General features: G+C 70.7%; 19 protein-coding genes. 10 read left to right on the forward strand and 9 right to left on the reverse strand.

What is annotated here, in order from left to right; all coding sequences use genetic code 11:
* Positions 1 to 18 precede the first annotated feature (18 nt).
* Positions 19 to 450 carry a PaaI family thioesterase gene (locus ACK41C_RS07440; RefSeq protein WP_409652226.1) on the reverse strand — a complete coding sequence of 144 codons (432 nt, stop codon included), beginning with the start codon at positions 448 to 450 and terminating at the stop codon, positions 19 to 21.
* A 78-nt stretch (positions 451 to 528) separates the two neighbouring features.
* Between ACK41C_RS07440 and ACK41C_RS07445 the strand changes: the two genes are divergently transcribed.
* Complete coding sequence (locus ACK41C_RS07445; protein WP_409652229.1) at positions 529 to 1092, forward strand: TetR/AcrR family transcriptional regulator; 564 nt, start codon at positions 529 to 531, stop codon at positions 1090 to 1092.
* On the opposite strand, the gene ACK41C_RS07450 is transcribed toward ACK41C_RS07445, so the two are convergent.
* Positions 1089 to 2297: a CaiB/BaiF CoA transferase family protein gene (locus ACK41C_RS07450; RefSeq protein ID WP_409652232.1), complete on the reverse strand. Its 1209-nt coding sequence runs from the start codon at positions 2295 to 2297 to the stop codon at positions 1089 to 1091. The two genes, ACK41C_RS07445 and ACK41C_RS07450, sit on opposite strands and share 4 nt — an antisense overlap.
* A gap of 121 nt (positions 2298 to 2418) precedes the next feature.
* Here ACK41C_RS07450 and ACK41C_RS07455 point away from each other — a divergent pair, with 121 nt between their 5' ends.
* From ACK41C_RS07455 to ACK41C_RS07465, 3 genes are read left to right on the forward strand one after another with little or no spacing between them, the layout of a single operon-like run.
* A complete protein-coding gene (locus ACK41C_RS07455) occupies positions 2419 to 3102 on the forward strand; it encodes a fumarylacetoacetate hydrolase family protein (RefSeq protein ID WP_409652235.1) in 684 nt (227 codons plus the stop codon).
* Positions 3099 to 3743, forward strand: a complete 645-nt coding sequence (maiA, locus tag ACK41C_RS07460; RefSeq protein WP_409652238.1) for a maleylacetoacetate isomerase — start codon at positions 3099 to 3101, stop codon at positions 3741 to 3743. The genes ACK41C_RS07455 and maiA overlap by 4 nt, the downstream gene beginning before the upstream one ends.
* Entirely contained in the window at positions 3736 to 4353 is a 618-nt protein-coding gene (locus ACK41C_RS07465) for a carbonic anhydrase (protein ID WP_409652241.1), read from the forward strand. Before maiA ends, ACK41C_RS07465 begins: the two co-directional genes overlap by 8 nt.
* Here ACK41C_RS07465 and pbpC read toward each other — a convergent pair.
* The 3 genes from pbpC to ACK41C_RS07480 all read right to left on the reverse strand — a co-directional run bounded on the left by pbpC (position 4350) and on the right by ACK41C_RS07480 (position 13115).
* Positions 4350 to 6347 carry a penicillin-binding protein 1C gene (gene pbpC, locus ACK41C_RS07470; protein WP_409652244.1) on the reverse strand — a complete coding sequence of 666 codons (1998 nt, stop codon included), beginning with the start codon at positions 6345 to 6347 and terminating at the stop codon, positions 4350 to 4352. The genes ACK41C_RS07465 and pbpC overlap by 4 nt on opposite strands.
* 188 nt (positions 6348 to 6535) lie before the next feature.
* Positions 6536 to 11581, reverse strand: coding sequence for an alpha-2-macroglobulin family protein (locus ACK41C_RS07475; protein WP_409652246.1), 5046 nt, complete (start codon positions 11579 to 11581; stop codon positions 6536 to 6538).
* A gap of 58 nt (positions 11582 to 11639) precedes the next feature.
* A complete protein-coding gene (locus ACK41C_RS07480) occupies positions 11640 to 13115 on the reverse strand; it encodes an NAD-dependent succinate-semialdehyde dehydrogenase (RefSeq protein ID WP_409652248.1) in 1476 nt (491 codons plus the stop codon).
* Positions 13116 to 13280: 165 nt separating this feature from the next.
* On the opposite strand from ACK41C_RS07480, the gene ACK41C_RS07485 reads away from it, so the two are divergent.
* The 3 genes from ACK41C_RS07485 to ACK41C_RS07495 all read left to right on the forward strand — a co-directional run bounded on the left by ACK41C_RS07485 (position 13281) and on the right by ACK41C_RS07495 (position 17043).
* Positions 13281 to 13454, forward strand: coding sequence for a hypothetical protein (locus ACK41C_RS07485; RefSeq protein ID WP_409652251.1), 174 nt, complete (start codon positions 13281 to 13283; stop codon positions 13452 to 13454).
* Positions 13455 to 13547: 93 nt separating this feature from the next.
* Positions 13548 to 15344 (forward strand): M2 family metallopeptidase, encoded by a 1797-nt coding sequence (locus tag ACK41C_RS07490; protein ID WP_409652254.1) that lies wholly within the window; start codon positions 13548 to 13550, stop codon positions 15342 to 15344.
* 103 nt (positions 15345 to 15447) lie between these two features.
* On the forward strand, positions 15448 to 17043 hold the full coding sequence (locus tag ACK41C_RS07495; protein WP_409652257.1) for a ubiquitin-activating E1 FCCH domain-containing protein: 1596 nt from the start codon (positions 15448 to 15450) through the stop codon (positions 17041 to 17043).
* 10 nt (positions 17044 to 17053) lie between these two features.
* Here the strand turns inward: ACK41C_RS07495 and ACK41C_RS07500 are convergent, their stop codons facing one another.
* Together ACK41C_RS07500 and ACK41C_RS07505 are read right to left on the reverse strand one after the other, a co-directional pair.
* On the reverse strand, positions 17054 to 18589 hold the full coding sequence (locus ACK41C_RS07500) for an MFS transporter (protein ID WP_409652259.1): 1536 nt from the start codon (positions 18587 to 18589) through the stop codon (positions 17054 to 17056).
* A 16-nt stretch (positions 18590 to 18605) separates the two neighbouring features.
* Positions 18606 to 20132, reverse strand: a complete 1527-nt coding sequence (locus ACK41C_RS07505; protein WP_409652262.1) for an MFS transporter — start codon at positions 20130 to 20132, stop codon at positions 18606 to 18608.
* Between the two features lie 501 nt (positions 20133 to 20633).
* Here ACK41C_RS07505 and ACK41C_RS07510 point away from each other — a divergent pair.
* Positions 20634 to 21419: a hypothetical protein gene (locus ACK41C_RS07510; RefSeq protein ID WP_409652265.1), complete on the forward strand. Its 786-nt coding sequence runs from the start codon at positions 20634 to 20636 to the stop codon at positions 21417 to 21419.
* Positions 21420 to 21425: 6 nt separating this feature from the next.
* Here ACK41C_RS07510 and ACK41C_RS07515 read toward each other — a convergent pair whose 3' ends face one another.
* A complete protein-coding gene (locus ACK41C_RS07515; RefSeq protein WP_409652267.1) occupies positions 21426 to 21809 on the reverse strand; it encodes a DUF2237 family protein in 384 nt (127 codons plus the stop codon).
* A gap of 59 nt (positions 21810 to 21868) precedes the next feature.
* Here ACK41C_RS07515 and ACK41C_RS07520 point away from each other — a divergent pair, with 59 nt between their 5' ends.
* Entirely contained in the window at positions 21869 to 22453 is a 585-nt protein-coding gene (locus tag ACK41C_RS07520; RefSeq protein WP_409652270.1) for a hypothetical protein, read from the forward strand.
* Here the strand turns inward: ACK41C_RS07520 and ACK41C_RS07525 are convergent.
* The gene (locus tag ACK41C_RS07525) at positions 22450 to 22857 is read right to left on the reverse strand and encodes an HIT domain-containing protein (RefSeq protein ID WP_409652273.1); all 408 of its coding nucleotides are present in this window, start codon (positions 22855 to 22857) and stop codon (positions 22450 to 22452) included. The two genes, ACK41C_RS07520 and ACK41C_RS07525, sit on opposite strands and share 4 nt — an antisense overlap.
* A gap of 119 nt (positions 22858 to 22976) precedes the next feature.
* On the opposite strand from ACK41C_RS07525, the gene ACK41C_RS07530 reads away from it, so the two are divergent.
* Positions 22977 to 23960 carry a malate dehydrogenase gene (locus ACK41C_RS07530; RefSeq protein ID WP_409652276.1) on the forward strand — a complete coding sequence of 328 codons (984 nt, stop codon included), beginning with the start codon at positions 22977 to 22979 and terminating at the stop codon, positions 23958 to 23960.
* Positions 23961 to 23967 lie beyond the last annotated feature (7 nt).

A 23967-nucleotide genomic window follows, 5' to 3' on the forward strand; every position in this document is an offset into this window, starting at 1 on the left:
AGGCCCTGGGCGCGCCCGTCAACCCGGCTCCGGGCGCAGGACCATCTGCTGGCCGCCGGCGCGGGCGATCAGCTCGCCGTCCTCCCGCCGGAAGTCGGCCTCGACGGTGATCAGCCGCCGGGACGCCGCCGTCACGCGGCCTTCGATGAGCAGCGGGTGGGCGCGGCCGACCTTCACGAACTGCATCTGCAGGTTCACCGTCCGATAGGTCGCCCCGTCCGGGATCACGGTCATGGTGGCGAAGGAGAGGATCTGGTCGCCCAGGGCGGCCAGGTAGCCGCCGAACAGCGAACCGTCGGCGTTCAGGATCGACGGATCGGGCTCCCAGCGTTTGCGAACCCAGCCTGGTCCCCACGCCTCCGCCAGGCCGAGCTTCAAGGTCGTCACCACCGGCGGCGGGTTGTTCTTGCGGGCGGTGATGAGGTCGAGCTGGTCGGTCCAGAAGGTCATGGCGGATTCCAAGTGGTCGAGGCGGGAAGAATCCGAGCTAAGCTCAGCTTTGCGAACTCGCATTCCCGGGAGGGACCCGTGGCCAAGGCCATTCCGCCGCGCCGCCGACCGAAACAGGCCCGCGCCCAGGCGACCATTGCGGCGATCTTCGAGGCCACGGCTCAGATTCTGGAGACCGAGGGCGAGGCGCGGTTCACCACCAATCGGATCGCGGAACGGGCGGGGGTCAGCATCGGCAGCCTCTATCAGTACTTCGCTGACAAGCAGGCGATCCTGGTGGGGTTGGCGGAAGCCGAGAACGAGAAGGTGCGGGCGCAGGTGAAGGCGGGACTGGCGGCGGGTCGGATTTCGCCGACGCGCCTGATGATCCGCCTCCAGATCGCCATTCTGCGGGATCGGCCGAACACCCGCCGCGCGGCGCTGAAGGCGATCCTGGCGGCCCGCACCCCAGCGGAACTGGCGGCCGAAGGGCGGGCCACCACGGGCCTGCTGCCCAAGTCCGGCCCGCGCGGGATCGAGGCCTTCGTCCTGTCGCGCGCGATTCTGGGCGCCATACGCGCCGCGGTGCTGGAGGACGCGCCCTTCCTGCACGAGCAGGCTTTCGAGGATGCGCTGGTCCGGCTGGCTGAGAGCGGCGGCTAGATCACGCCCATGGCCCGTAGCTCGGCCAAGCGTTCGGGTGTGAGGCCGAGAACTTCGGCCAGCACCGCCTCCGTATGCTCGCCCAGCGCCGGGCCGGGCCAGCGGACCTTGCCGGGCGTCTCCGAGAGTTTCGGGAAGGCGTTCTGCATCTTCACCTTGCCGAAGACCGGATGCGGCGTCTCCACGATCGCCTCGCGGGCGACGAACTGCTCGTGTTCCAGCATGTCGGGCGCTCGGAAGATGCGGCCGCAGGGCACGCCCTTGGCGTCCAGGTGCGCCAGGAGGTCGTCCAGCCGCCAGGTCTTGGTCCAGTCGCCGATCAGCGCGTCGAGCTCGGTCTGGTTGGCGCCGCGGGCGGCATGGGTGGCGTAGCGCGGGTCGGCGGTCAGCTCGGGGCGGCCCATGGCCTCACAGAGCCGCGCGAACACCGTGTCGCCGTTGCCGCCGATCAGGATCGTATCGCCCTGCGCGCACGGATAGACGTTGGAAGGCGCGATGCCGGGCAGGATCGATCCCGACCGCTCGCGCACATATCCGGTCAGGTCGTACTCCGTGACGAGGTTTTCCATCACCGCCAGCACGCTTTCGTAGAGGGCCGCGTCGATCACCTGGCCGCGGCCGGTGCGGGCCCGATGGTGCAGGGCCATGCCGATTCCCATCACCGCGTGCATGGCGGTGAGGGAGTCGCCGATCGAAATGCCCGCCCGGGCCGGCGGGCGATCGGGCTCGCCTGTGACATAGCGCAGGCCGCCCATGGCCTCGCCGATCAGGCCATAGCCCGCGCGCTCGGCGTATGGCCCTGTCTGACCGAAACCGGAGATGCGCGCCATGATCAGGCCGGGATTGCGGTCGGCCAGGGCCTCATAGCCCATGCCCCACTTCTCCAGGGTCCCTGGCCGGAAGTTCTCGATCGCGATGTCGGCCGTGGCGATCAGATCCTGCGCGATCTCGCGACCCTCGGGGGTGCGCAGGTCGAGCGTCACCGACTTCTTGTTCCGGCCGATCACCGGCCACCAGGGCGATTGGCCCTTGGGCAGGCTGCGGCCCCACTGGCGCATAGGGTCGCCGGACTTCGGATCCTCGATCTTGATCACCTCGGCGCCGAAGTCGCCCAGGATCTGCCCGCAGAAAGGCCCCGCGATCAGCGCGCCCATCTCGATCACCCGCAGGCCGGCGAGCGGCCCGTCGTTCGGCATGCTGGTCATGGCTCCTCCCCGCTCGGCGCCCCTGTTCTTGGCCGCAAGCAACGCGCCGCTGTCAATGGCGGCCGTAGGGTGACGCAGCGTGGGGTTCACATCGCCGCCCGCGGGCGTTAAGGCGGCGCTCATGACCGCCTATGTCCTGCCGCCGCCCGTTCCCGCCGCCGTGCCTGTGGAGGGCGAGAGCGGCCTCTTCCCGGTCCGGCGCATCCTCTGCGTGGGCAGGAACTACGCCGCCCACCGGCGCGAGATGGGGGGCGACGACCGCGATCCGCCCTTCTTCTTCGCCAAGCCCGCAGACGCCGTCGTTCCGCCCGGCGCGCCCGTGCCGTACCCCTCCGCCACGGAGGATCTGCACTATGAGATGGAGCTGGTCGTGGCGCTGAAGGGCGGCGGCCGAGGCGTGTCGCCTGAGGCGGCGCTCGATCTCGTCTACGGCTATGCGGCCGGGGTCGACCTGACCCGGCGCGACTTGCAGGCCGCCGCCAAGGCCAAGGGCCATCCGTGGGACGCCGCCAAGGGCTTCGACGCCTCGGCGCCGATCTCCGCCATCCGGCCTTGGGCCGGCCCGCCGCCGCAAGGCCGCATCTCGCTTTCGGTGAACGGCGACGTTCGTCAGCAGGCGTCGATTTCGGACATGATCTGGAACGTGCCGGAGATCATCGCCGAAGCTTCCAAGCTCTGGGCTCTCGCGCCCGGCGACCTGATCTTCACCGGAACGCCGGAGGGCGTCGGCGCCGTACGGCCGGGCGATCGCGTGGAGGGCGAGATCGAGGGCGTGGGCCGCCTGGCGTTCACGGTGGCCTCGTGAGCCTGACGCTCCACTCCTACTGGCGGGCGACAGCCCCTTATCGCGTGCGGATCGGCCTGGCGCTGAAGGGCCTGGACTACGCCTATGTCCCGGTCAACCTGATCGCCGGCGACCAACACGCCGCGGACTATGTGGCGACCCGCAACGCCCAGCACCTGACCCCGGCTCTGGTGGCCGACGGCGAGGTCCTGACCCAGAGCCTGGCCATTCTGGAATGGCTGGAGGAAACCCATCCGCAGCCGCCGCTGCTGCCGGCCGATCCGCTTGGCCGCGCGCGGGTTCGCGCCATGGCGGGGGTCGTCGCCTGCGACATTCATCCGCTGAACAACCTCCGCGTCCAGCAGCAGCTCACGCGCCTGGGCGTCGACGAAGCGGGGCGGGAAGCCTGGACCAAGCGCTGGATCGAGGACGGCTTCTCGGCCCTGGAGCCGATGGTCGCCGCTCACGGCCGCGGCTTCGCGTTTGGAGAGACCCCGACGCTCGCCGACTGCTGCCTCGTCCCGCAGGTCTACTCTGCGGAGCGCTACAAGGTCGACCTCGCGCCCTTCCCGGCCGTCCGGGCGGCGGCGGAGCGCGCCCGCGCCCATCCCGCCTTCGCAGCCGCTCATCCCGACAACCAGCCGGACGCCGTGCGTGCTTGACGAACTGAAGGCCAACAACCGCCGCTGGGCCGCGGGAAAGCTCTCGGTCGATCCGGGCTTCTTCAAGCGCCTGGAAGGCCAGCAGAGCCCCCAGTACCTGTGGATCGGCTGCGCGGACAGCCGGGTGCCGGCCAATGAGATCGTGGGCCTCGATCCCGGCGAACTCTTCGTGCACCGCAATGTCGCCAACCTCGCCCCGCCTCAGGACGCGAACTACCTGTCGGTGCTGCAGTTCGCCGTCGACGTGCTGAAGGTGAAGCACGTGATGGTGGTGGGCCACTACGGCTGCGGCGGCGTCGCCGCGGCGGTGGACGGCCAGCGCCGCGGCCTGGTCGACCATTGGCTGCACCCGATCCGCGAGGTCTATGTCCAGCACCGCGCGGAGCTCGAAGCGATTCCGCACCTCCACGACCGGATGAACCGCCTGACCGAGCTCAACGTGATCCGCCAGGTGCGCAACGTCGCCTCCGACGTCTTCGTCCGCGAGGCCTGGGCGCGGGGCCAGTCCCTCTGCGTGCACGGCTGGGTCTATTCCATCTCTGACGGCCTGGTGACCGACCTGAACACCAGCATCGCCAGCCGCCAAGAGCTGGAGACGCTGGGCGGTTAGCCGCCCTTCACCCGCACCTTGGCCTCGGCCTTCCGGCCGGCGGCGTCGACCACCTGCAGGCGATAGAAGCCGGGGCTCTCCGGCCGCCAGATCACCCGCCCGGCGACCGGATCGGGCGCCAGCGGCTGGCCGGCGACGTACCAGGCCAGGTCCTCGCCCGCGGCGGCCAGCGCCAGGCCGCGCGCCTTGGGGCCGAAGGTCTCCACCTGGACCACCGCCCCGTCCGGCGGGAAGATGAGGCGCGGGCCGTCCTCTGCGGCCTCAAGGCGGACCAGGGCTGGGGGCGCCTCGCGCGGCGCCAGCGGGCGGGGGGCGGCGACCGGCGCGTCGATCAGGTCGGCGGCGTCGAACAGCAGGGGCAGGGCCACGTCGCGGCCGGTGATCCCGCCACGGGCCCCGCCGTCGGCCCGGCCAGTCCAGACCACAACCACATGGCGGCCGACGACACCGGCGGCCAGGGCGTCGCGGAAGCCGTAAGAGGTGCCGGTCTTGAAGGCCATGGCCGGCCGGCCGCGGGTCAGGGCCACGGGCGTGAAGCCGGCCGGCGCCGGGGTCTCGCGCAGGATCGCCAGGACGGCCTCGGCGGCCTCGGCCTCCACCAGGCGCACGCCGCGGGCGCGGGCGTTGCGCTCGGCGGCCTCATGCGTCCAGGCCAGGGGCTTGGCCATCCCCCCGTCGGCGAGGGCGGCGTAGAGCACGGCGAGATCCCGCAGGCTGATCCCAGCCCCGCCCAGCGCCAGCGCCAGGCCCGCCTCGCGGGTCTGGGCCCGCGGCCGCAGCAGGTCGACGCCGGCGGCGTCGAGCCGCGCCTCGAAGGCGGCGGGACCCACCCTGTCCAGCAGGGCCACGGCGGGTATGTTCAGCGAATGGGCGAGGGCTTCGCGCGCGGAGACCTCGCCGCGGAAGACGCGATCGAAGTTCTCCGGTTGATAATCGCCGAACCGACGCGCCGCGTCCTGAAGGCGAGTGTCGGGGGCGGCGAGGCCCGCCTCGAAGGCGAAGGCGTAGATGAAGGGCTTCAGGGTGGAGCCCGGCGAGCGGACGGCGCGGGTCATGTCGATCCAGCCGCCCGGCCGCGACAGGCCGCCCGAGCCCACCGCCGCGCGGACCGCACGGCCCTCGACCTCTACCACCAGTATGGCGGCGGTGGCGTCCGGTCCCTGGGCGCGGGCGGCGGCTTCCGCCAGGGCTTCCAGCCGCGCCTGCAGGCCCGCATCGAGGGTGGTGACGACCGAGGCGTCTTCCGCCGGCGCGGCGCGGGCGAGGTCTCCGGCGGCGTGCCAGGCGAGCGCCGGAAAGGGGCTGCGGCGGGGCAGGGGTTCGGCGTCGGCTTCGGCCGCCTCGGCCTCGGTCAGGCCGCCCTTGCGGACCAGCTTGTCGAGCACGGCCTGGCGCGCGGCGCGGGCGGCCTCGGGCTTTCTGTCGGGGCGCCGCGCCTCCGGCGACTGGGGCAGGGCGATCAGCAGCGCCTGCTCGCCGGGCGTCAGGCTGGAGGGTTCGTGGCCGAAATAGGAGAGGCTCGCGGCCCGCACGCCCTCGAGGTTGCCCCCATAGGGAGCGAGGGTGAGATAGAGGGCCAGAATCTCGCGCTTGGAGAGGCGCGCCTCGATCTGAACCGCGCGGACCATCTCGACCAGCTTTGAGCCGAGGGTGCGGGGGCGCGGCTCCAGCAGGCGCGCCGTCTGCATGGTGATGGTCGAGGCGCCTGAATTCGGCCGGCCGCGCGCCAGGGCCGCAGCGCCCGCCCGCCCCACCGCCAGGGGATCGACGCCGGGGTGGATCCAGAACCGGGCGTCCTCGACGGCGACAAGGTGGCGACGGAAGCTCTCGTCGGTGCGTTCAAGGTCGGCGCGGATGCGCCAACGGCCGTCCTCCACCGGCAGCGCGCGGAGCCACACTCCGCGCCGGTCGAGCGCCACCGGAGAGGAGCGCTCGCCACGGGCGAGGTCCGGCGGAAATAGCGCGTCGAGGGCGAAGACGGCGGTCTCCAGCACGAGCAGCGCCAGGAGCGCGAGGGTCAGGCGGTGAACGATGGCTTGCGCAGTCCCGGATGCTCCCGTCCTGGGGGAGCTGTCGCCGCCGCCGACTGAGGGGGACTGCGACTCAGCAGTTCCCCCTCCGGCCCGGCCCGGGCGCGCCGGCCCACCTCCCCCAATGGGGGAGTATCTGCCTTTGACCCTGTTCACGGCCCCGGCGCGATGGCCGCGCGGCCGGGCGCGGTGCGGGCGTTGATGCTGGGCCGGTACATGTCGCGCGCCTCGGCGCCGGGCAGCAGGAAGTCGCCGGGGGTGACCGCGCGGGCCACATAGGCGAAGGCGAAGTTCGAACGTCCCGGCAGGTCGAGAGCGGCCACATAGCGGTCGTCGCGCGCCTCCTGCACGTCGGCGGCCGAAAGCTCGCCGAGGAACCGGAAGGGGCCGGCCTGGGCGTCGTCGGCGCCGAGCACGGTCTCGATCTCGAAGCCGGCGGGCAAGGCGTCGTCGACCACCAGGGCCATGGAGCGGGCCTGGGCCGAGCGGCCGGAGACAAGCACGATCACCCGCTGGCCCTGGGTCAGGCGCGAGGGATCGGCCGGGCGGCCTTCGAGGGTGAGGATGCGCTTCGACAGCGACAGGCCATTCTCCTCCGCCCGCGGCGCGGCCACCGGCGCGCCTGTGACGGTGACCGTGCGCCAGAGCGGTCCCTGGCCGGCGTTCACGAACCGTGCTTCGGCCAGCCGCCCTACCGCCCAGCGTGGCGCGCCGCCAGCAGGCGAGAGCGCGGTGACGCCGGTCGCCTCGATACGCATGGGGCCGGCCGCCTGCAGCATCCGGTGCGCGGCCTGCAACAGGCGGGCCTGTTCCTGAGTGTTCAGGGAGTCGGGGTCCTTGACGGCGTTCTCCAGCCGCCCCTGAAGGCTGCGGGCGAGATCGGTCTCGCCGGCCTCGTAGGCGAGGGCGATCACGGCGGCGAGGTCGCGCAACGGGCTCTGATACCAGTCGCCGGTCTCGCGGTGGCCGAGCGAGCGGACCGCCTGGCGGAAGGCCGAGCGGGCGCGGGCGCGGTCGCCCATCAGGGCGAGGCCCGCCCCCACATGCGCCTTGGCGATGGGCGAGGCCTCGTTCTTCATCTGGACGTCGTGCCACCAGCGCAGGCGAGCGAGATCGCCGCGTCCGCCCTTGGCCAGCACATAGAGGGCGTAGGCCGAGGCGCGGCTGCGCATGGCCTGGGTGGCCCGGCGCGAGGCGTCGGGCGAGCCCGCCCACCATTCGGGATAGTCGAGGCGGTAGGAGACCGAGGCCCAGCCCTCCGGCCGTGAAATCTGGCGCATGGCGGAAAGCGCGCGGTCGACGGCCTCCTGCGGCACGCCGGCGCCGGCGGCCTTGGCTTCGATCAGGAAATCGGTGGCGTAGGCGCCGAGCCAGGCGTCGGCCTCGCCGTCGCCCACCCGCCAGAGGCCGAAGGCGCCGTCCAGCGTCTGGCGGTCGATCACCCGCCCCACCGCCTGCTGCAAGGCCGCCGGCGCCGCGCGGCGGGCGCGCGGATCGGTGGCGGTCTGGCCGGCGTAGAGCAGGGGATAGGCCGCCGAGACGATCTGTTCGGTGCAGCCGTACGGGAAGCGCGACAGGGCGTTGGCGATGGGGCCGGGATCGAAACCGCGGAAGGGCGAATAGCTGACCTGGAGGGTGACGTCGCCGGCCGCCAGGCCTGCGAGGAGATCCGGGGCCGGCGTGAAGGCCGCGCCCGGCGCCTGCAGCGCCGTGGTCGTGCGGGTGACGGGGCTCCAGCCGAGACGGGTCTGGATGGGATAGTCCCGCGCCGTGGAGAAGCCGGGGCCGGTCACCTTGAAGCCGACCTTGCCGACGCCCGCCCGGCTGGGGGCGTCGAAGGGGATGCGTTCGGCCACGCGCTGGCCAGTCGCCAGTTCGAAGGCCCGGCGGAACGGCGCCAAGAGGCCGCCCTCGGCCGTGAGCTCGGCCAGATAGGCGCCGGCCCGGCCCTCGATATTGTGCAGCTCCAGCGTCGCGAAGGCCTTGTCGCCCGGAGCCAGGAAGCGCGGCAGGGCGAGGTCGGCGACTACGGGCTCGCGGACGGTGAGCGGTTTCGAGGTCCCGCCGACGGCGGTGTCGGTCCAGGCCACCGCCATCAGGCGAAGCTCGCCGTTGAAGTCGGGCGCAGGCAGGCGGATCACCGCCCTGCCGTCGAGGCCGGTCTCCACCACGCCGGACCACAGGGCGATGGTGCGGATCGGGGTGACGGTCAGCCCCTCGCCGCCGATCCCGTCGCCGCCGAAGCTCACATTGGCCGGGGCCCCGAGATTCGGGTCGAGCAGGCGCCCGTAGTCGTCCCGGTAGTTCAGGGTCAGGGCCCGCTTGCCAAAGTACCACTTCACCGGATCGGGGCTCTCGAACCGAGTCAGGCGCAGGACGCCCTCGTCCACCGCCGCCAGGGTGACCCGCGCCCGGCCGCCGAAGCCGGTCCCTCGGATGGTGATCGGCACCTCCAGCGCCTGCTTGGCGTCGATCTTCGAAGGCGTGTCGAGAGCGACGTCCAGGCGGCGGTTTTTGGGATCGAGCGGTACGTAGATCAGGCCCAGCGCCCGTCGCGGCTTGGGCGAGGAGACCGGATCGCGCGGCTGGATCACCGAGACCAGCACATAGGCGCCGCCGCCCCAGGCTCCATCGGTCTTCAGGCGCACCGTGGCGCCGTTGCGGCCGATGGTCATGGTTCGGAAGTCGATCAGCCGGTCGGTGGCGACCGCCACCTGCAGCTCGCCGCCATAGGGGGGCTTGAGGTTCACTTCGACCGTGTCGCCCTGGGCGTAGGCGCGGTTTCCGACGCTGACCCGCACGAAGTCGGGCGCCTCGACGTCGCGGGCCGGCGCGCCCCAGCCGGAGGCGAAGCGCACGACGGTGCGCGCGCCCTCGGGTCCGGTGAGCTCCAGCCGGTAGTCGCCCCAGCCGAGGCGGCGGACGATCCGGGCCGGATCGCCGGCGCCCACGTCGAAGGTTCCGCGTTGGACGATCACGTCGCGGCTGGTGCGCCGCCACTGCCAGCGGCCGTCCTGCTGGAACCAGTCGTAATCCCAATTTTCGGAGATGAGGGCGTAGGTCACCCCGCCCGCCGCGATGCGGCGCCCGGCGGGATCGACGGCCACGACGCTGAGAGCCACCGGCGGATCGCCGCCGCCCGAAGCCTCGCCCTGATCGACCTTGACGCCCAGATAGACCGGGCGCGTGCGCACCTTCAGCTCCAGCCCTTCGCGCACCGGGCGGCCGCCGGGTTCGAACACGCTGGCGGTGAAGGCTGCGGTCAGGGGCTGGGCGGTTTCGCCGGCTTCCTGAGTCGAGAGCGACAGGACCGCGCGCCCCTCGCCGTCCGTGACAGTGCGGCCAAGCTCCAGGAACCGCTCCTCGAAGGGCTCGCGCTGGTCGCCCCACTGATAACCCTCGAGCGCCGGGAAGGGGTTGGGATCGGCCCGCAGCCGGGCCTCGCCTTCGGCCTGCAGGCCGGCGCCGGCGGCGCCGTAGAGGAAGCGCGCCGAGACCTCGACGTTGCGGGTCTCGCCGGCGCGCAGCGGCGTCGCCTCCTGGCCCACGGCGGTGACGGCCAGGCGCTGGGGCGCGAAGTCCTCGACCGAGAAGACCAGCTCGCCGGCGGGCCGCTCCATGCCCTCGATCTCCAGCACCGCCCGCCAGCGGCCGCGGGGCGCGCTGCGCGGCAGCTCGATGTCGGCGGCGATGGAGCCCAGCGGCGCCCGGTCGAAGGGATAGCGGCGGTACTCGACGCCGGAGGGCCGGCGCACGACGATCACGCCCTTGCGGTCCTTCACCGCCCGCACCTCGCGGTCGCGCAGCAGGGCGTTCAGGCGCACGGTCTCGCCGGGCCGGTAGATGCCCCGATCGGCATAGACATAGGCGTCCACCACTCCGGAGGCGGCGCGCCCGGCGGTGGTGGACGCCGCATCCGTTCGGCCGCCGATGCCCTGCTTGGAGAGGTCGACCGGCGGGCGGTCGAGGTCGAGCACCGCCAGGTCGCCCTGGCCGCCATAGGCCATCACCATCTTGGCGTCGACCGAACCCGATCCGTCCAGCAGGGGGCGGTCGAAACGCACCCGGCCGTTGGCGTCGGTGCGTCCCTCGGCCAGGTCCTCGCCGTTGCGGGCCACCAACGCGACGCGCAGGTTCGGCAGGGGCTTGGCGGTCTTCAGCGACCGGGCGATCACGTCCAGGCCGTCGGAGCCTTCGTAGGCCGAGAGCGCCATGTCGGTGAACACCACCCAGCGGCGGGCCTGGGCTGGCGGATTGGGGTCGTAGCCGTCGCGGTCGGCGAGGCTGCGGCCGCCGGAGGCGTCGCGCGCCTTCACCACATAGGCGCCCGGCTTCATCTCGCGCAGCACGGCGCCCAGCGGGAAGACCGTGGTGGCGCGCTCGCCGCCGGCGCCGGGGTTCACCGCCACTTCGCCGCTCCAGACGATGCGGCCTTCCTCGTCGGGGCTGTCGGCGCCGTAGTCGGCGGGCCACTCGCCCTCGGCCGTGGGTTCGGGCGCGCTGATCGCCTTGCGGGTCAGGTTGCGATCGACGACGCGCCAGACCTCGATGGAGAGCCGCGAGACGTTGATCGTCTCGATGCCGATCCCGTCGGCGTCCTCCCGCGGCAGGATCACGCCTTCGCCGGCGAAGCCCACATAGGGCGGCTTCTCCCCGAAGGTGAAATCCACGTCGGCGTTGGCCGCCAGGGTCTCGCCGCCCCGCGCGGGCAGGCCCTTCAAGAGCGTGACGCGGCGGTCGGAGAAGCCGATGCCGGCGATGCAGAGCTCCGCGCCCCGCGCCGCCACGGCCGGGGCGCGGCCGAGGTCGGGCGAGACCAGCACGAAGTCGGCATAGGACTTGGCGGGATCGAGCGGCCGGGTCATCTCAACGCAGGCGGCGGGCTCGGTCCGTGAGGTGTCGATCCGGGTGCGCCAGACGGCGAATCCCTCGGGCTTCGGAATCCCGCGCCGGGGCGCATCGGCCCCGCGCGGCTTGCCGAACAGCGACCAGCCCTGCGCGCCGGGTTCCGGCGACGCTGTCGATATGGTCCAGGGCCAGCGGCCCTCGAGCCCTTGGGCCGTGAGGAAGCCGCCGCCGAAAGCGGCGATCAGGAAGGCGCCGGCGGCGACGCCGCGCAGGTTCTTCACGCTGGCCAGGCTGCGCAGGCGCGCCCAGGCCTTCGCCACGGGCGTCGTGGGCGTCTCGTCGCTGGCCATGGCTTAAGCCCCCTGTCGAACTCGAACCGTGGCAGGGGAGCGCGAAGGCGCAGTCGCGTCAACGACCGGCGGTTGTTCCCGACGGCGCGAGGGTGAGGGACTTCACCTGCAGATAGTCGTCGAGGCCGTAGGCCGAGCCCTCGCGGCCATAGCCGGACTGCTTGACCCCGCCGAACGGATTGGCGGCGTCGGAGATCAGGCCGGTGTTGATCCCGACCATGCCGGCCTCGATGGCGCGGCCGATGCGCAGGGCGCGATCGAGGTCGCGGGTGAAGACGAAGGCGGCGAGGCCGAACTCCGAGGCGTTGGCGCGGGCGAGCGCCTCCTCCTCGGTCTCGAAGGCGAAGGTCGGGCAGACGGGGCCGAAGGTCTCTTCGCAGCGGAACAGCGGCTCGTCGCCGCCGAAGGTCAGGGTGGGCTGGAAGTAGAGTCCGCCGCGCGCGTGCCGCCCGCCGCCGACCAGGATCTCGCCCCCGGCGGCCCGGGTGCGGGCGATGTGGTCCTCAACCTTGGCCAGGCCGCCCCGGTCGATCAGCGGCCCGATCTCGACGCCCGGCTCGAAGGGGTCGCCCACCTTCAGCTCGGCGATCCGGGCGGCCAGGCGCTCCAGATAGGCGTCCTGGATCCCGGCCTGGACATAGATGCGGTTCGGGCAGACGCAGGTCTGGCCGGCGGCGCGGAACTTGCCGACCATGGTCCCCGCCACGGCCGTTTCCAGGTCGGCGTCGTCGAAGACGATCAGGGGCGCGGCGCCGCCCAGCTCCATGGAGAGGCGTTTCAGGGTTGGCGCGCACTGGCCGGCGAGCTTGCGGCCCACCTGGGTGGAGCCGGTGAAGGAGAGCTTGCGGATCAGCTCCGATTCGGCGAGGCGGGCGCCGACCACCGCGGAGTCGCCGGTGACCACCGAAAAGCACGGTGCGGGAACGCCCGCCTCGAGGGCCAGGGCGGCGAGCGCAAGGCCGGTGAAGGGCGTGGCCGAGGCGGGCTTCAGCACCACCGGGCAGCCGGCGGCGAAGGCGGCCGCGGCCTTGCGGGTGATCATGGCGGCCGGGAAGTTCCACGGCGTGATCGCCGCCACCGGCCCCACGGGCTCACGGAAAGCGAGGATCAGGCCGGTCCCGCCGTCGATCGTGCGGCCATCGACGTGCTCGGCCAGGCCGGCGAACCAGGCGATGAAGGAATTGGCGTAGCGCACCTCGCCCAGCGCCTCCTTCCACGGCTTGCCGTTCTCGAGCGAGATCAGGGCCGCAAGGCCTTCCTCGTGGCGGGTGACGAGCTCGGCCCAGCGCCGCAGGGCCTCACCGCGGCTCCTGCCGCCGGCTTTGGCCCAGGCGGGGAAGATCCCGGCGGCGGCGGCGATCGCCTCGTCCACCTCCTGAACCGAGAGCTTGGGAACCCGCCCCAGGATCGAACCGTCGGCGGGGTTGTCGACCGTGATCGCCTCCGCGCCTGCAGGAACCCAGGTTCCGGCGACGAGGGCGGCTTCCCGCAGCAGGGCGCGGGCTTGGTCCTGCAGGACCTGGGCCTCTGGCATGGGATCCTCCTGCCTGCCGGGAACGGCCAAATCTTCTTCAGGTGCAACTCACATTATTCTGATCCTGTTGCAGCGCAGCGGCGGAAACCCTTGACTCGAACGGGCGTTCGAGTCGTCATTCCGTGTGCCTGCTGCATTGCAGCAAAGTTTGGGTGGGAGACCGCCATGACAGATTTGCCGTTCGCCTATTCCCTCGTTCGCGACGAAGCCGGCTGGTCCTGGCGGATTTTCGACGAGGACGGCGAGACGGTGGCGCAGGGCCTGGATCTCAGCCAGACCAGCGCCCAAGCGGCCGTGGAGTCCGCGATCCGCCAGGCGGCGGCGGAGGCCCGCGCCTAAGGCTTGACGGCTCGGCCTCGGCTGGGCTCCATCGCGGTCATGGCGGCGCCGCTTGGCGCTGCGTTTCCTTTTCCGCGCAAGGACGCCCTTCGCATGAAAAACACCCTCCTGGCGGCCACGGCGGTCGCCCTTCTGGCGTTCGGCCCGGCGGCGGCCCAGGGCCGGCCGAGCCCGGCGGAGGCCAAGGCCTTCGTCGAGAAGGCCGAGGCCGAACTCGCGGCCTTCAGCGAGTACGTCGCCAAGTCCGCCTGGGTGCGGGCCACCTACATCACCGAAGACACCCAGTGGCTGGAGGCCAAGGCCACGGCCGAGCAGAACGAACTGGTCACCCGCTACGCCAAGGAGGCGGCGCGCTTCGACGGGGTGGCGGCCGACCCGGTCACCGCGCGCAAGCTGAAGCTCCTGAAGCTCTATCTGGTCTCGCCAGCGCCGGACCGCCCGGGCGCGGCGGCGGAAATCTCCACCCTGACCACCCGGATGGATTCGACCTATTCCAGCGGAAAGCTGGAGCACAAGGGCAAGACGCTCACCCTGAACGACGCCGAGGACGTCCTGGCCGAAAGCCGCGATCCGGCCGAGCTGAAGGCGGTCTGGGAAGGCTGGCACGCGGTCGGCGCGGGGATAAGAGACGACTATGCCCGCTTCGTCGGCCTTTCCAACGAAGGCGCGCAGGGTCTGGGCTTCAAGGACACCGGCGCGCTCTGGCGCTCAGCCTACGACATGGATCCCGACGCCTTCGCCGCCGAGACCGACCGGCTGTGGAAGCAGGTGGAGCCGTTCTACCGCAACCTGCACTGCTATGTGCGGGCCCGGCTGAACGAAACCTATGGCGACGCGGTGCAGCCGCGCACCGGGCCGATCCGCGCCGACCTGCTGGGCAATATGTGGGCCCAGCAATGGGGCAACATCTACGACGTGGTGCAGCCGAAGACCGCAGCCTCCAGCTACAGCCTCGACAAGCTGCTGGTCGACAAGGGCTACGATCCAGAGAAGATGGTCCGCACGGGCGAGGCCTTCTATGTCTCCATGGACCTGGCGCCTCTGCCGGAGACCTTCTGGGCCCGCTCGATGATCGTCCGCCCGCGCGACCGGGAGGTGGTCTGCCACGCCTCGGCCTGGGACCTGGACGACCGCGACGACATCCGCATCAAGATGTGCACCAAGGTGAACGGGGACGATTTCTACACCGTCCATCACGAACTCGGGCACAACTACTACCAGCGCGCCTACAAGGATCAGGACTACCTGTTCAAGAACGGAGCCAATGACGGCTTCCACGAGGCGATCGGCGACTTCGTGGGGCTCTCGGCCCTGACGCCCACCTATCTGCAGCAGATCGGCCTGCTCGATCGGGCGCCGGGGGCTGAGGAGGACATCCCGTTCCTGCTGAAGATGGCGCTCGACAAGATCGCCTTCCTGCCGTTCGGCCTGCTGGTCGACCGCTGGCGCTGGCAGGTGTTCTCCGGCGAGGCGACGCCGGCGACCTATAACGACGCCTGGTGGACCCTGCGCACCCGCTACCAGGGGATCGCCCCGCCCGGCCCGCGGCCGGCGGACGCCTTCGACCCCGGTGCGAAGTACCACGTGCCCGGGAACGTGCCCTACACCCGCTACTTCCTGGCCCACATCTACCAGTTCCAGTTTCATCGGGCCGCCTGCCGCCAGGCCGGCTGGAAGGGACCGCTGCACCGCTGCTCGGTCTATGACCAGAAGGAAGTCGGGCGCCGGTTCAACGCCATGATGGAGATGGGCGCTTCGAGGCCGTGGCCGGAGGCGCTGGCGGCCTTCACCGGAGAGCGGGCCACCGACGCCAGCGCCGTGGCCGAATATTTCCGGCCGCTGGACGCCTGGCTGACCCGCCAGAACCGCGGCGAACGCTGCGGCTGGTAAGCGGTACGGGGTCGAAAGGCCCCGTTTACCGCATTTCGGCGCTATTCGTTTACGCTGTTCTGCGATCCTGGCGGCTGGAATTCCGCGAGCCGGGGGATCTGGCGTGACGATCGAACGCAAACCGGGCGGCCATGGGCTGCGCCGACCGGTCTCCAAACTGGCCGCTCTCCTCCGCCGGGGGAGCGCCGATACCAGCGGGGCGGCGGCCGTGTTCGTCGCGGTCGCCCTTCTCCTGCTGGCGCCGCTGACACTCGGCCTGATCGACGTCTATCTGTCGACGACCCAGCGCGGGCAGCTGCAGGACGCGCTCGACACCGCCACCCTCTATGTGGCCCGCTCCACCGAGACCGACGCCGACAAGATCAAGGCCATGGGCTACGGCGTGCTGGCGGCCAACCTGAACCTGCCGCCCGACCAGAGGATCGTCGACTACAACTTCGCGCTGGTCGACGGGCGTAAGGTGGTGGCCAGCGCCTCGATCACCCCTCCGGGATTTGCGCCGGCCGTCTGGGAGCAGAATAACCTGCAGGCCAATTCCGAGGTCGTGAGGAACTCGGTGAACCTGGAAGTGGCCGTGGTTCTGGACACCACCGGCTCCATGAGTGGCCAGATCGGGAACCTGCGCACCGCGGCCAAGGATCTGGTCGACCTCGTCGTGCAGGACGTGCAGGCGCCCTACTACTCCAAGGTGGCGCTGGTCCCCTACGCCGCCGGCGTGCAGATCCCCTCCGCCTATCGAGATACGGTGCGGGGCGCGCCGCGCGAAGCGACGGCCATCACCAAGGCCACCAAGACCTCCCCGGTCGTGATCACCTCGGCCGATCACGGCCTGCAGAACGGCGAGATCGTCTACATCTCCGGCGTCAGCGGCATGACCGAGCTGAACAACAAGGAGTTCGAGGTCGCCGGCCGCACCGCCGACACCTTCCAGCTCAAGGGCGTGAACGGCTCCGGCTACAAGACCTACAGCAAGGGCGGTACGGCCCAGTGCCGGGCGGAGGGATGCCCCTCGCAGCGCTTCACGGCGGCGTCAGGCGCCTCGGTCCTCTTCAATGCGACCAACTGCGCGACCGAGCGGACCGGCGCTGAAGCCTATACGGAAGCCCCGCCATCTACGGCGAAGGTCGGCTTCCACTATGCCGGGTCGGAATCGAACACCAAGTGCTCGTCCGGCGAGATAGAACCGCTGACCAGCAGCAAGAGCGTGCTGAAGACGAAGATCGAATCCCTTGTGTCGGACGGGTCCACAGCCGGCCACATCGGCCTGGCCTGGGGCTGGTACATGATCTCGCCGGAGTGGCAGGGCGTCTGGACCGGCTCGAGCCAGCCGGCCGCCTACTCCGCGCCGGAAACCATGAAGGTGCTGGTGCTGATGACGGACGGCGCCTTCAACACCCACTACTGCAAAGGCGTGAACAGCAAGGACGGGTTCGGGAGCAGCAACGTCCGGATCAACTGCAACGCCACCAACGGGTCCTCATTCTCCCAGGCCTACAAGCTCTGCGACAATATCAAGGCCAAGGGGATCACGATCTATACGGTGGGCTTCAACATCGGCAGCGACAAGACCGCGACCGACTTCGTGAAGGCGTGCGCCACGAGCCCGCAGCACGTCTACCTCCCCTCCGGCGGCACCGCCCTGAAGGACGCCTTCAAGGCCATCGGCCAGGAGATCAGCCGGCTGCGGATCTCGAAGTAGCGCCGGCTTTCTACGATCTGGGCGCCACCGGCGAGAGATCGCCGGCTGGCCCCGTGGCGGCCGGCGCGGCCCCTTCGATCTCCGCATCGGTGGTGCGGGCCTCCAGGGCGCCTTCGGCCAGCTTGCGCAGGTTCTCCTCGTGGATCGTCTTGTCGATCCGGTAGAGGAACAGGCAGGTGATGGCCACGGCGTAGAAGCCGCCGATCGTCGGCAGATAGATGAGCGCCAGGTTGCGCAGGAGCTCGGGGTCCACCTGATTGGGCCGCGCGCCCTGCGGGAAGGCGACGAAGGCGAGCAGCGCCCCGGAGACGAAGACGCCGACGCCGGAGACGATCTTCTTGAAGAGGTTGTCGGCCGAGAACAGCAGGCCTTCCGACCGGCGGCCGGTCTTGACCTCGCTGTCCTCCACCACGTCGGCGATCATGGACTGCAGCATGATGCCGGTCATGATGGCCAGGGCGCCGTTGGCCATGAAGTCCACGATCAGGATGCCGAACAGCAGGTTGGTGCCGTTCGCCGGCATCCAGCCCAGTATGCGCAGGCCGATGGGCAGCAGCAGCGCCACGACGGCGCCGAAGAAACACACGATGGCGGCGGTCCGCTTGCCGAACTTCGCGGCGATCTTCGGTGCCAGGGTCACGCCGATGACGCTGGCGACGACGCCGGTGACGGTCAGCACCGCCAGCTGGCTCTGCTTCAGGCCCCAGAAGTAGAGATTGAAGTAGATTTCCAGCGCGTGCTTCAGCCCCAGCGACACGTTCATGAACATGCCCGAGACCGTCAGCACCACGAAGGAGCGGTTGTTCAGGGTGGCCGCCACCTCGCGCAGCATGGCCGGGATGGTCGCCTTCCGGGCCGGCGGCTGGCGCAGATAGGGGATCTGGTGGTGGGTGGCGGCGCTGGAGATCAGGATGATGGTGAAGATGGTGATCGCCGCCACGATCGAATAGGTCATCCACCCGTCGCGGGAGAGCAGGCCGCCGGTCCCGTCGGGGTTCTCCTTCAGGAACACCTGGTAGACCAGGAGCTGCATGATCAGGCCGCCCGCCACGCCGCAGAACGAGCGGATGGAGATGATCGCGGTGCGCTCGTCATAGTCCTGGGTCAGCTCCGCCAGCAGGGCGGAGGACGGCAGCTCGAAGAAGGTGTCGAAGAGGCGGATGGTGAGCAGGCAGACCAGCATGTAGATGAAGAGCGCCTCGTGCTCCCATCCCGCCGGCGGGTTCCAGATCAGGAAGAAGGCGATCGCGACCGGCAGGGCCGCGATGTACATGAGCGGATGGCGCCGGCCCCAGGGGGTGCGCAGGTTGTCGGAGATCTGACCGACCAGCGGATCGACGAAGGCGTCGAAGATCAGCGCGATCATGATCGCCGTCGACACCATGGCCGGCGGCAGGCCGATAACCTGATTGTAGAACAGCAGCAGGAAGGCGGTGATGCCCCGCTGCTTGATGATGTTGGCCGCGGCCCCCATCCCATAGAGGATCTTGGTCTTGCGGGTCAGCGGCGGGCGCGGCGGCAGGCCGGCGGCGGTCGTAGTAGTCATGGGAGGCGTCCTGAACTTAAGCCTTCACGCCCAGGGGCGAGGCGCCCCCGGCCAGTCCCGGCGCGCCGCCGGCTTCATCTTCGACGAGACCTGCGGCGTCGGCCGCCGCTGCGGCCTCCCGCAGCCTTCGCAGATTGTCCTCGTGCTTGGCCCGGTCGATGTTGAAGGCGAAGATGCAGAGGATGCCGACGCCGTAGAGCGCGGCCACGGTGGGGATGTAGATCATGCCGAGGTCGGTGAGGGTCTCCTGCGGGACCCCTCCGCGCTGCGCGTTCTCCGGGAAATTGATGAAGGCCAGGATCGAGCCGGAGATGAACACCCCGACGCCCGAGACGATCTTCTTGAAGAGGTTGTCGGCGGAAAGCAGCAGGCCCTCCGACCGGCGACCGGTCTTGACCTCTGCATCCTCGATCACGTCGGCCACCATGGAGACCAGCAGCACCCCGGTGGCGCCGGCAAGCGCCGTGTTCACGAAGGTTTCGCCGACCAGGATGGCGAACAGCAGGTCCGTGCCGTTGGGCGGCAACAGCCCCATCAGCCGTAGGACCACCGGCGCGATCCCCACCAAAAGCGCCGAGGTGAAGACCAGGATGCAGCCGTACTTCTTGCCGAACCGCCGGCCGACCCGCGGCGCCAGCACCACGCCGAAGGCGGCGCCCGCGACATTGACCATGGTGATGAGGGCCAGCTGGCCCTGGGTCAGCTCCCAGAAATAGAGCCCGAAATAGATTTCCAGCCCGTTGCGCGCGCCGGTGGCGACGGCCACGAACATGCCGGTCAGGGTGGCGATGACGAAGGCCTTGTTGTTCAGGGTGTGGGCCACTTCGCGGGCCATGGCCTTGAAGGTGGCCTTGCGGGCCGGCGCGGCGCGCAGGTAGGGGATCTGGCCCTGGGTTCCGCGGGTCGAGATCAGGATGGCCGCGAAGATGATGAGCGCCGCGGTCAGCGAATAGGCGAAGTAGCCGTCGCGGGCGAGCACCCCGCCCGAGCCGTCCGGCGCCTCCTTCAGGAACACCTGATAGGCCATCACGGTCATGCCCAGGCCGCCGATCACGCCGAACAGCAGGCGCATGGAGATCAGGCTGGTGCGCTCGTCGTAGTCCTTGGCCAGTTCCGGGGCCAGCGCGCTGTGCGGCAGCTCGAAGAAGGTGTCGCAGAACCTCAAGGTCAGCAGGCAGGCCAGCAGGTAGAAGAACAGCGCCCCGTCCGACCAGCCCTGCGGCGGGTTCCAGAGCAGGAAGAAGGCCAGCGGGAACGGGATCGCAGCGGCGTACATGAAAGGATGCCGCCGCCCGAGCCTGGATTTGAAGTTGTCGGAGATCTGGCCGACCAGCGGGTCGACGAGGGCGTCGAAGATCAGGGCGATCATCAGCACCAGGGTCACGGTCTGCGGCGGCAGGCCGACCACCTGGTTGTAGAAGATCATCAGGAAGGTGCCGAGCGCGCGCAGCTTGATGGCGCTGGCCGTGGATCCGCAGGCGTAGAGCAGTTTCGTCCCGAAGCCCAAGGGCGGGCGGTCGATGACGGTCGCCGTGGCGGTCATGCAATACTCCCCAACGAAATCGCCCGGCCGCATCTCGAAATCTGCGGCGGCCGGTCGCCTCCCCGTGCGGCGAGGCGATCGAAACGGTCCTTGGGAGGATCGGCGGCGCGCCTTGCGCGCCAGGCCGCGGCTGGACTCATGGCGTACGGGTCGCCAGGCGCCTGTCTCCTCCCGCCGCGGGCGGCCGAGCGGTCGCCGCGGGCTTGTTCTTGCCGGACGACGACCCCCGCCGGGGGCCGAAATCCGAGTATGATCCACGCCAACCTGCGGGACCGGCGCCCGACCGTCAACGGTTTTGATCTTACATTCCTGACACAATGTGATCGCTTACAGCGCAAAGGGTTCCGGTTGTTCCCGAAACATTCCGAATGCAAGAAAAAGCCGTGCTGTCGGGGCGCGGCGCTCCCGGTTCCGTGAGCCCCGCTCACGACGTTCGCGCGTAGAAGTCGCTTGCGCCTGGTCGGAGCCACGCGCCAGCCTGTCGCACAGGAGGCGCGCCCCATGGATGCAGCCCAAGCCGCCCTGATCGAGCAACTGGTCGGCGTGCTCGCCGGCGATCGGCGCGTGCGCTCCATCTGGCTGACCGGCAGCCTCGGAAAGGGCGAAGGCGACGTCTGGAGCGATGTCGACCTGGCGGCGGTGACCGCGGCCGACGATCGCGCCGCCTGCCTCTCCGACCATCTCACCGGACGACCGGGCGCGCCGCAGACGGTGCTGGCGCGGGCGATCTACGGCCGAATCCTGACTGCGGTGACGCCGGAGTGGCGACGTTTCGACATCGCCTTCGTGACGCCGGAGGAGTTCGCGCGGATGGACCGCGCGGCGATGAAGCCGCTGTGGGGCGACGCGGCCCCCGCTCCGCCGCCGCGCGGGCTTGCCGGGGACGGCGGGGCGGCCGCCCGGCTCGCGGCGCTGGTCGAGGAGTTCCTGCGGGTTCTGGGCCTGTCGCCCGTCGGCTTCGGGCGCCAGGAGTGGCTGGTGGTGCAGCAGGGCGAGGCCTTGCTGCGCGGCATGCTGACGGACCTGATGTTGGAGGAAGCCGGCGCACCGCAGCGCGGCGCCAAGCGGCTCAACCCCTTCCTCACGCCCGAGCAGCGGGCCCTGCTGGAGGGCCTGGTTCCGCCGCCGCTCGAGCGGGAGGCCTTGCTGCGGGCCAACCTCGCCGTGGCGCGCGTCTTCCTGCCCCGGGCGCGAGCCCTTGCGGCGCAGGTCGGCGCGGCTTGGCCCGAGGCCCTGGAAGCCGCCACCCGCCGGCATCTGGAGGCCGAGCTCGGCGTCGGGATCTGAAGTGGGTCAGGCCTTGACCGCGTGGTCCTTGAGCACGCCCAGGGGAACGATGGCCAGGGTCTCCTCGTGGGTGGCCTCCAGCACCACCGCCGGGGCCGCGCCGGCGTCCAGCGCCTCCTTCCAGCGCGGGGCGCAGAGGCACCAGCGGTCGCCCGGCTTCAGGCCCGGAAAGGCGTAGTCCGGAACCGGCGTCGAAAGGTCGTTGCCCATCATTTTCGAGAACGCCAGGAATTCGGCCGTCATGACCGCGCAGACCGTGTGCAGGCCAAGGTCGTGCGGCCCGGTCTCGCAGCAGCCGTTGCGGAAGAAGCCCGTGACCGGGTCGAGCGAGCAGCTTTGCAGTTCGCCGCCCAGGACGTTCCGCGCGCCTTCGTCGTAACGGGTGGTCATGGCGCCATCCTAGCCTCTAAATGCGTTGCGCCGCCATGGCGGAAGAGGAGCCGAACCGCTTGATCGACGCCCGATCCTCCCGTCGCCGAAACAGGCTGGGACGCGCCGCAGCTGCGGCCTGCGTGGCGCTCTGGCCGGGGATCGCAGGCGCGGCGCCGGTTGGCGATCCCATCGGCGCATTGCTGGACGACGCAGCCCCGGCCGCGGTCGCGGCGGACCCCGCGACTTCGGCGCCGCGCGTGGATGATGTGGCCCGGCCGCTCGATCCGCCGCGGAGCGCCGTCGATATGGGATATGAGGCGCGGCTGCGCGCCTCCTTCGCCGCGGCCCAGGGGCTGCAGGGGCCGCTCGACGGCGCCTGGAGCCTGCGCGGCGCGGGCGATGAGGAACTCTACGGCCTGCTGCTGGTCGACGCCAACGGCCGGCTGGAGGGCGCCTGGCGCGATCCCCGCCGGCCGGGCGCGGCGGAGTCCTCCGGCTTCCTGGCCGAGGCTCGGCGGGACGGCGCCGGCGTCACCTTGGCTTTCCGGCCTTCGGCGACGCGCGCCTTGGTGCTGCGGCTGACGCCGTCGGCCGACGGCGTCTGGGTCGGCGAATTGGAGGAAGCCGGCGAGCGCCGCCCGGTGCGCCTGCGTCGAGACTAGAGGCCCAGGCCCCGCTTCGCGCGTCCCACCGCCGTCGCCAGGGCGTCGGCGGCGTAGGGCTCGGCAAGGCTGTGCCCCCAGACCGGACCCGGCCACGCCGGATCGCCCGCCCGGCGACCGACCACATGGACGTGAAGCTGCGGGGTCACGTTGCCGAGCGCGGCGACGTTCAGCTTCTCCACCGGCGGACCGATGGCGCGAACCGCCCGGCCGGCGGCCACGACCTCGGCCATCAGGGCGGCGAGATCGGGGGCGGAAAGGTCCTCCAGTTCCCGGGCCCCGGCGATGCGGGGGATCAGCACGATCCAGGGATAGCGGGCGTCGGCCTGCAGGCGCGCATGACAGAGGGAAAGCTCCCCCAGCGGCTCGGAGGTGGCCAGGAAGGCGGGGTCGATCTCGAACATGGGCGAGGTTGAGCACGGCGCGGGCGGCGCGCAAAGCGTTCGGCCCATTGCCGCGGCGCCGTCAGATGGGCTAGGGACCCGCCGACCCTGAAGAAAACAGCCAGTCCCGGAGCAGTCCCATGGCCAAGACCCCGATCCGCGTCGCCGTCACCGGCGCCGCCGGCAACATCGGCTACGCCCTCCTCTTCCGCATCGCGTCGGGCGAGATGCTGGGCAAGGACCAGCCGGTGATCCTGCAACTGCTCGAGATCCCCGCCGAGGGCCCGCAGAAGGCGCTGAAGGGCGTGGCGATGGAGCTGGAGGACTGCGCCTTCCCGCTGCTGCAGGACATGGTGCTGACCGACGACGCCAACGTCGCCTTCAAGGACGCCAACTGGTGCCTGCTGGTCGGCTCCAAGCCGCGCGGCCCAGGCATGGAGCGCGCCGACCTCCTGAAGGACAACGGCAAGATCTTCATCGCCCAGGGCAAGGCGATCGACGCGGTGGCAGCCGACGACGCCCGCGTGGCCGTGGTCGGCAACCCCTGCAACACCAACTGCATGATCGCCGCGAGCCAGGCCAAGCGCCTGCCGGTCGAGCGCTTCACCGCCATGGTGCGCCTGGACGAGAACCGCGGCCGCGCCCAGCTGGCCAAGAAGGCCGGCGTCTCGATCAACGACGTCTCGGACCTCTACATCTACGGCAACCACTCGCCGACCATGTTCGCCGACTTCACCCACGCCAAGATCGGCGGCCGGGCCGCGGCCGAGGTGATCGGCGATGAGGCCTGGCTGAAGAACGAGTACCTGCCGACGGTCGGCAAGCGCGGCGCGGCGATCATCGAGGCCCGCGGCCAGAGCTCGGCGGCCTCGGCGGCCAACGCCCTGATCGACCATGTCCGCGACCTGACCACCCCGGGCAAGGTCCACTCCGTCGCCGTGCCCTCAGGCGGCCGCTACGGCTTCTCCGAAGGCGTCTGGGCCGGCATGCCGGTGCGCACCACCGAAAGCGGCTACGAGGTCGTGACCAGCTTCGAGATGGACGACTTCGCCAAGAGCAAGATCGCCATCACCAATGATGAGCTGGTCGGCGAACGCGACACCGTCAAGGAGATGCTGGGCTAAGACCCCG

This window comes from Phenylobacterium sp., assembly GCF_046290725.1.
Classification (GTDB): Bacteria; Pseudomonadota; Alphaproteobacteria; order Caulobacterales; family Caulobacteraceae; genus Phenylobacterium.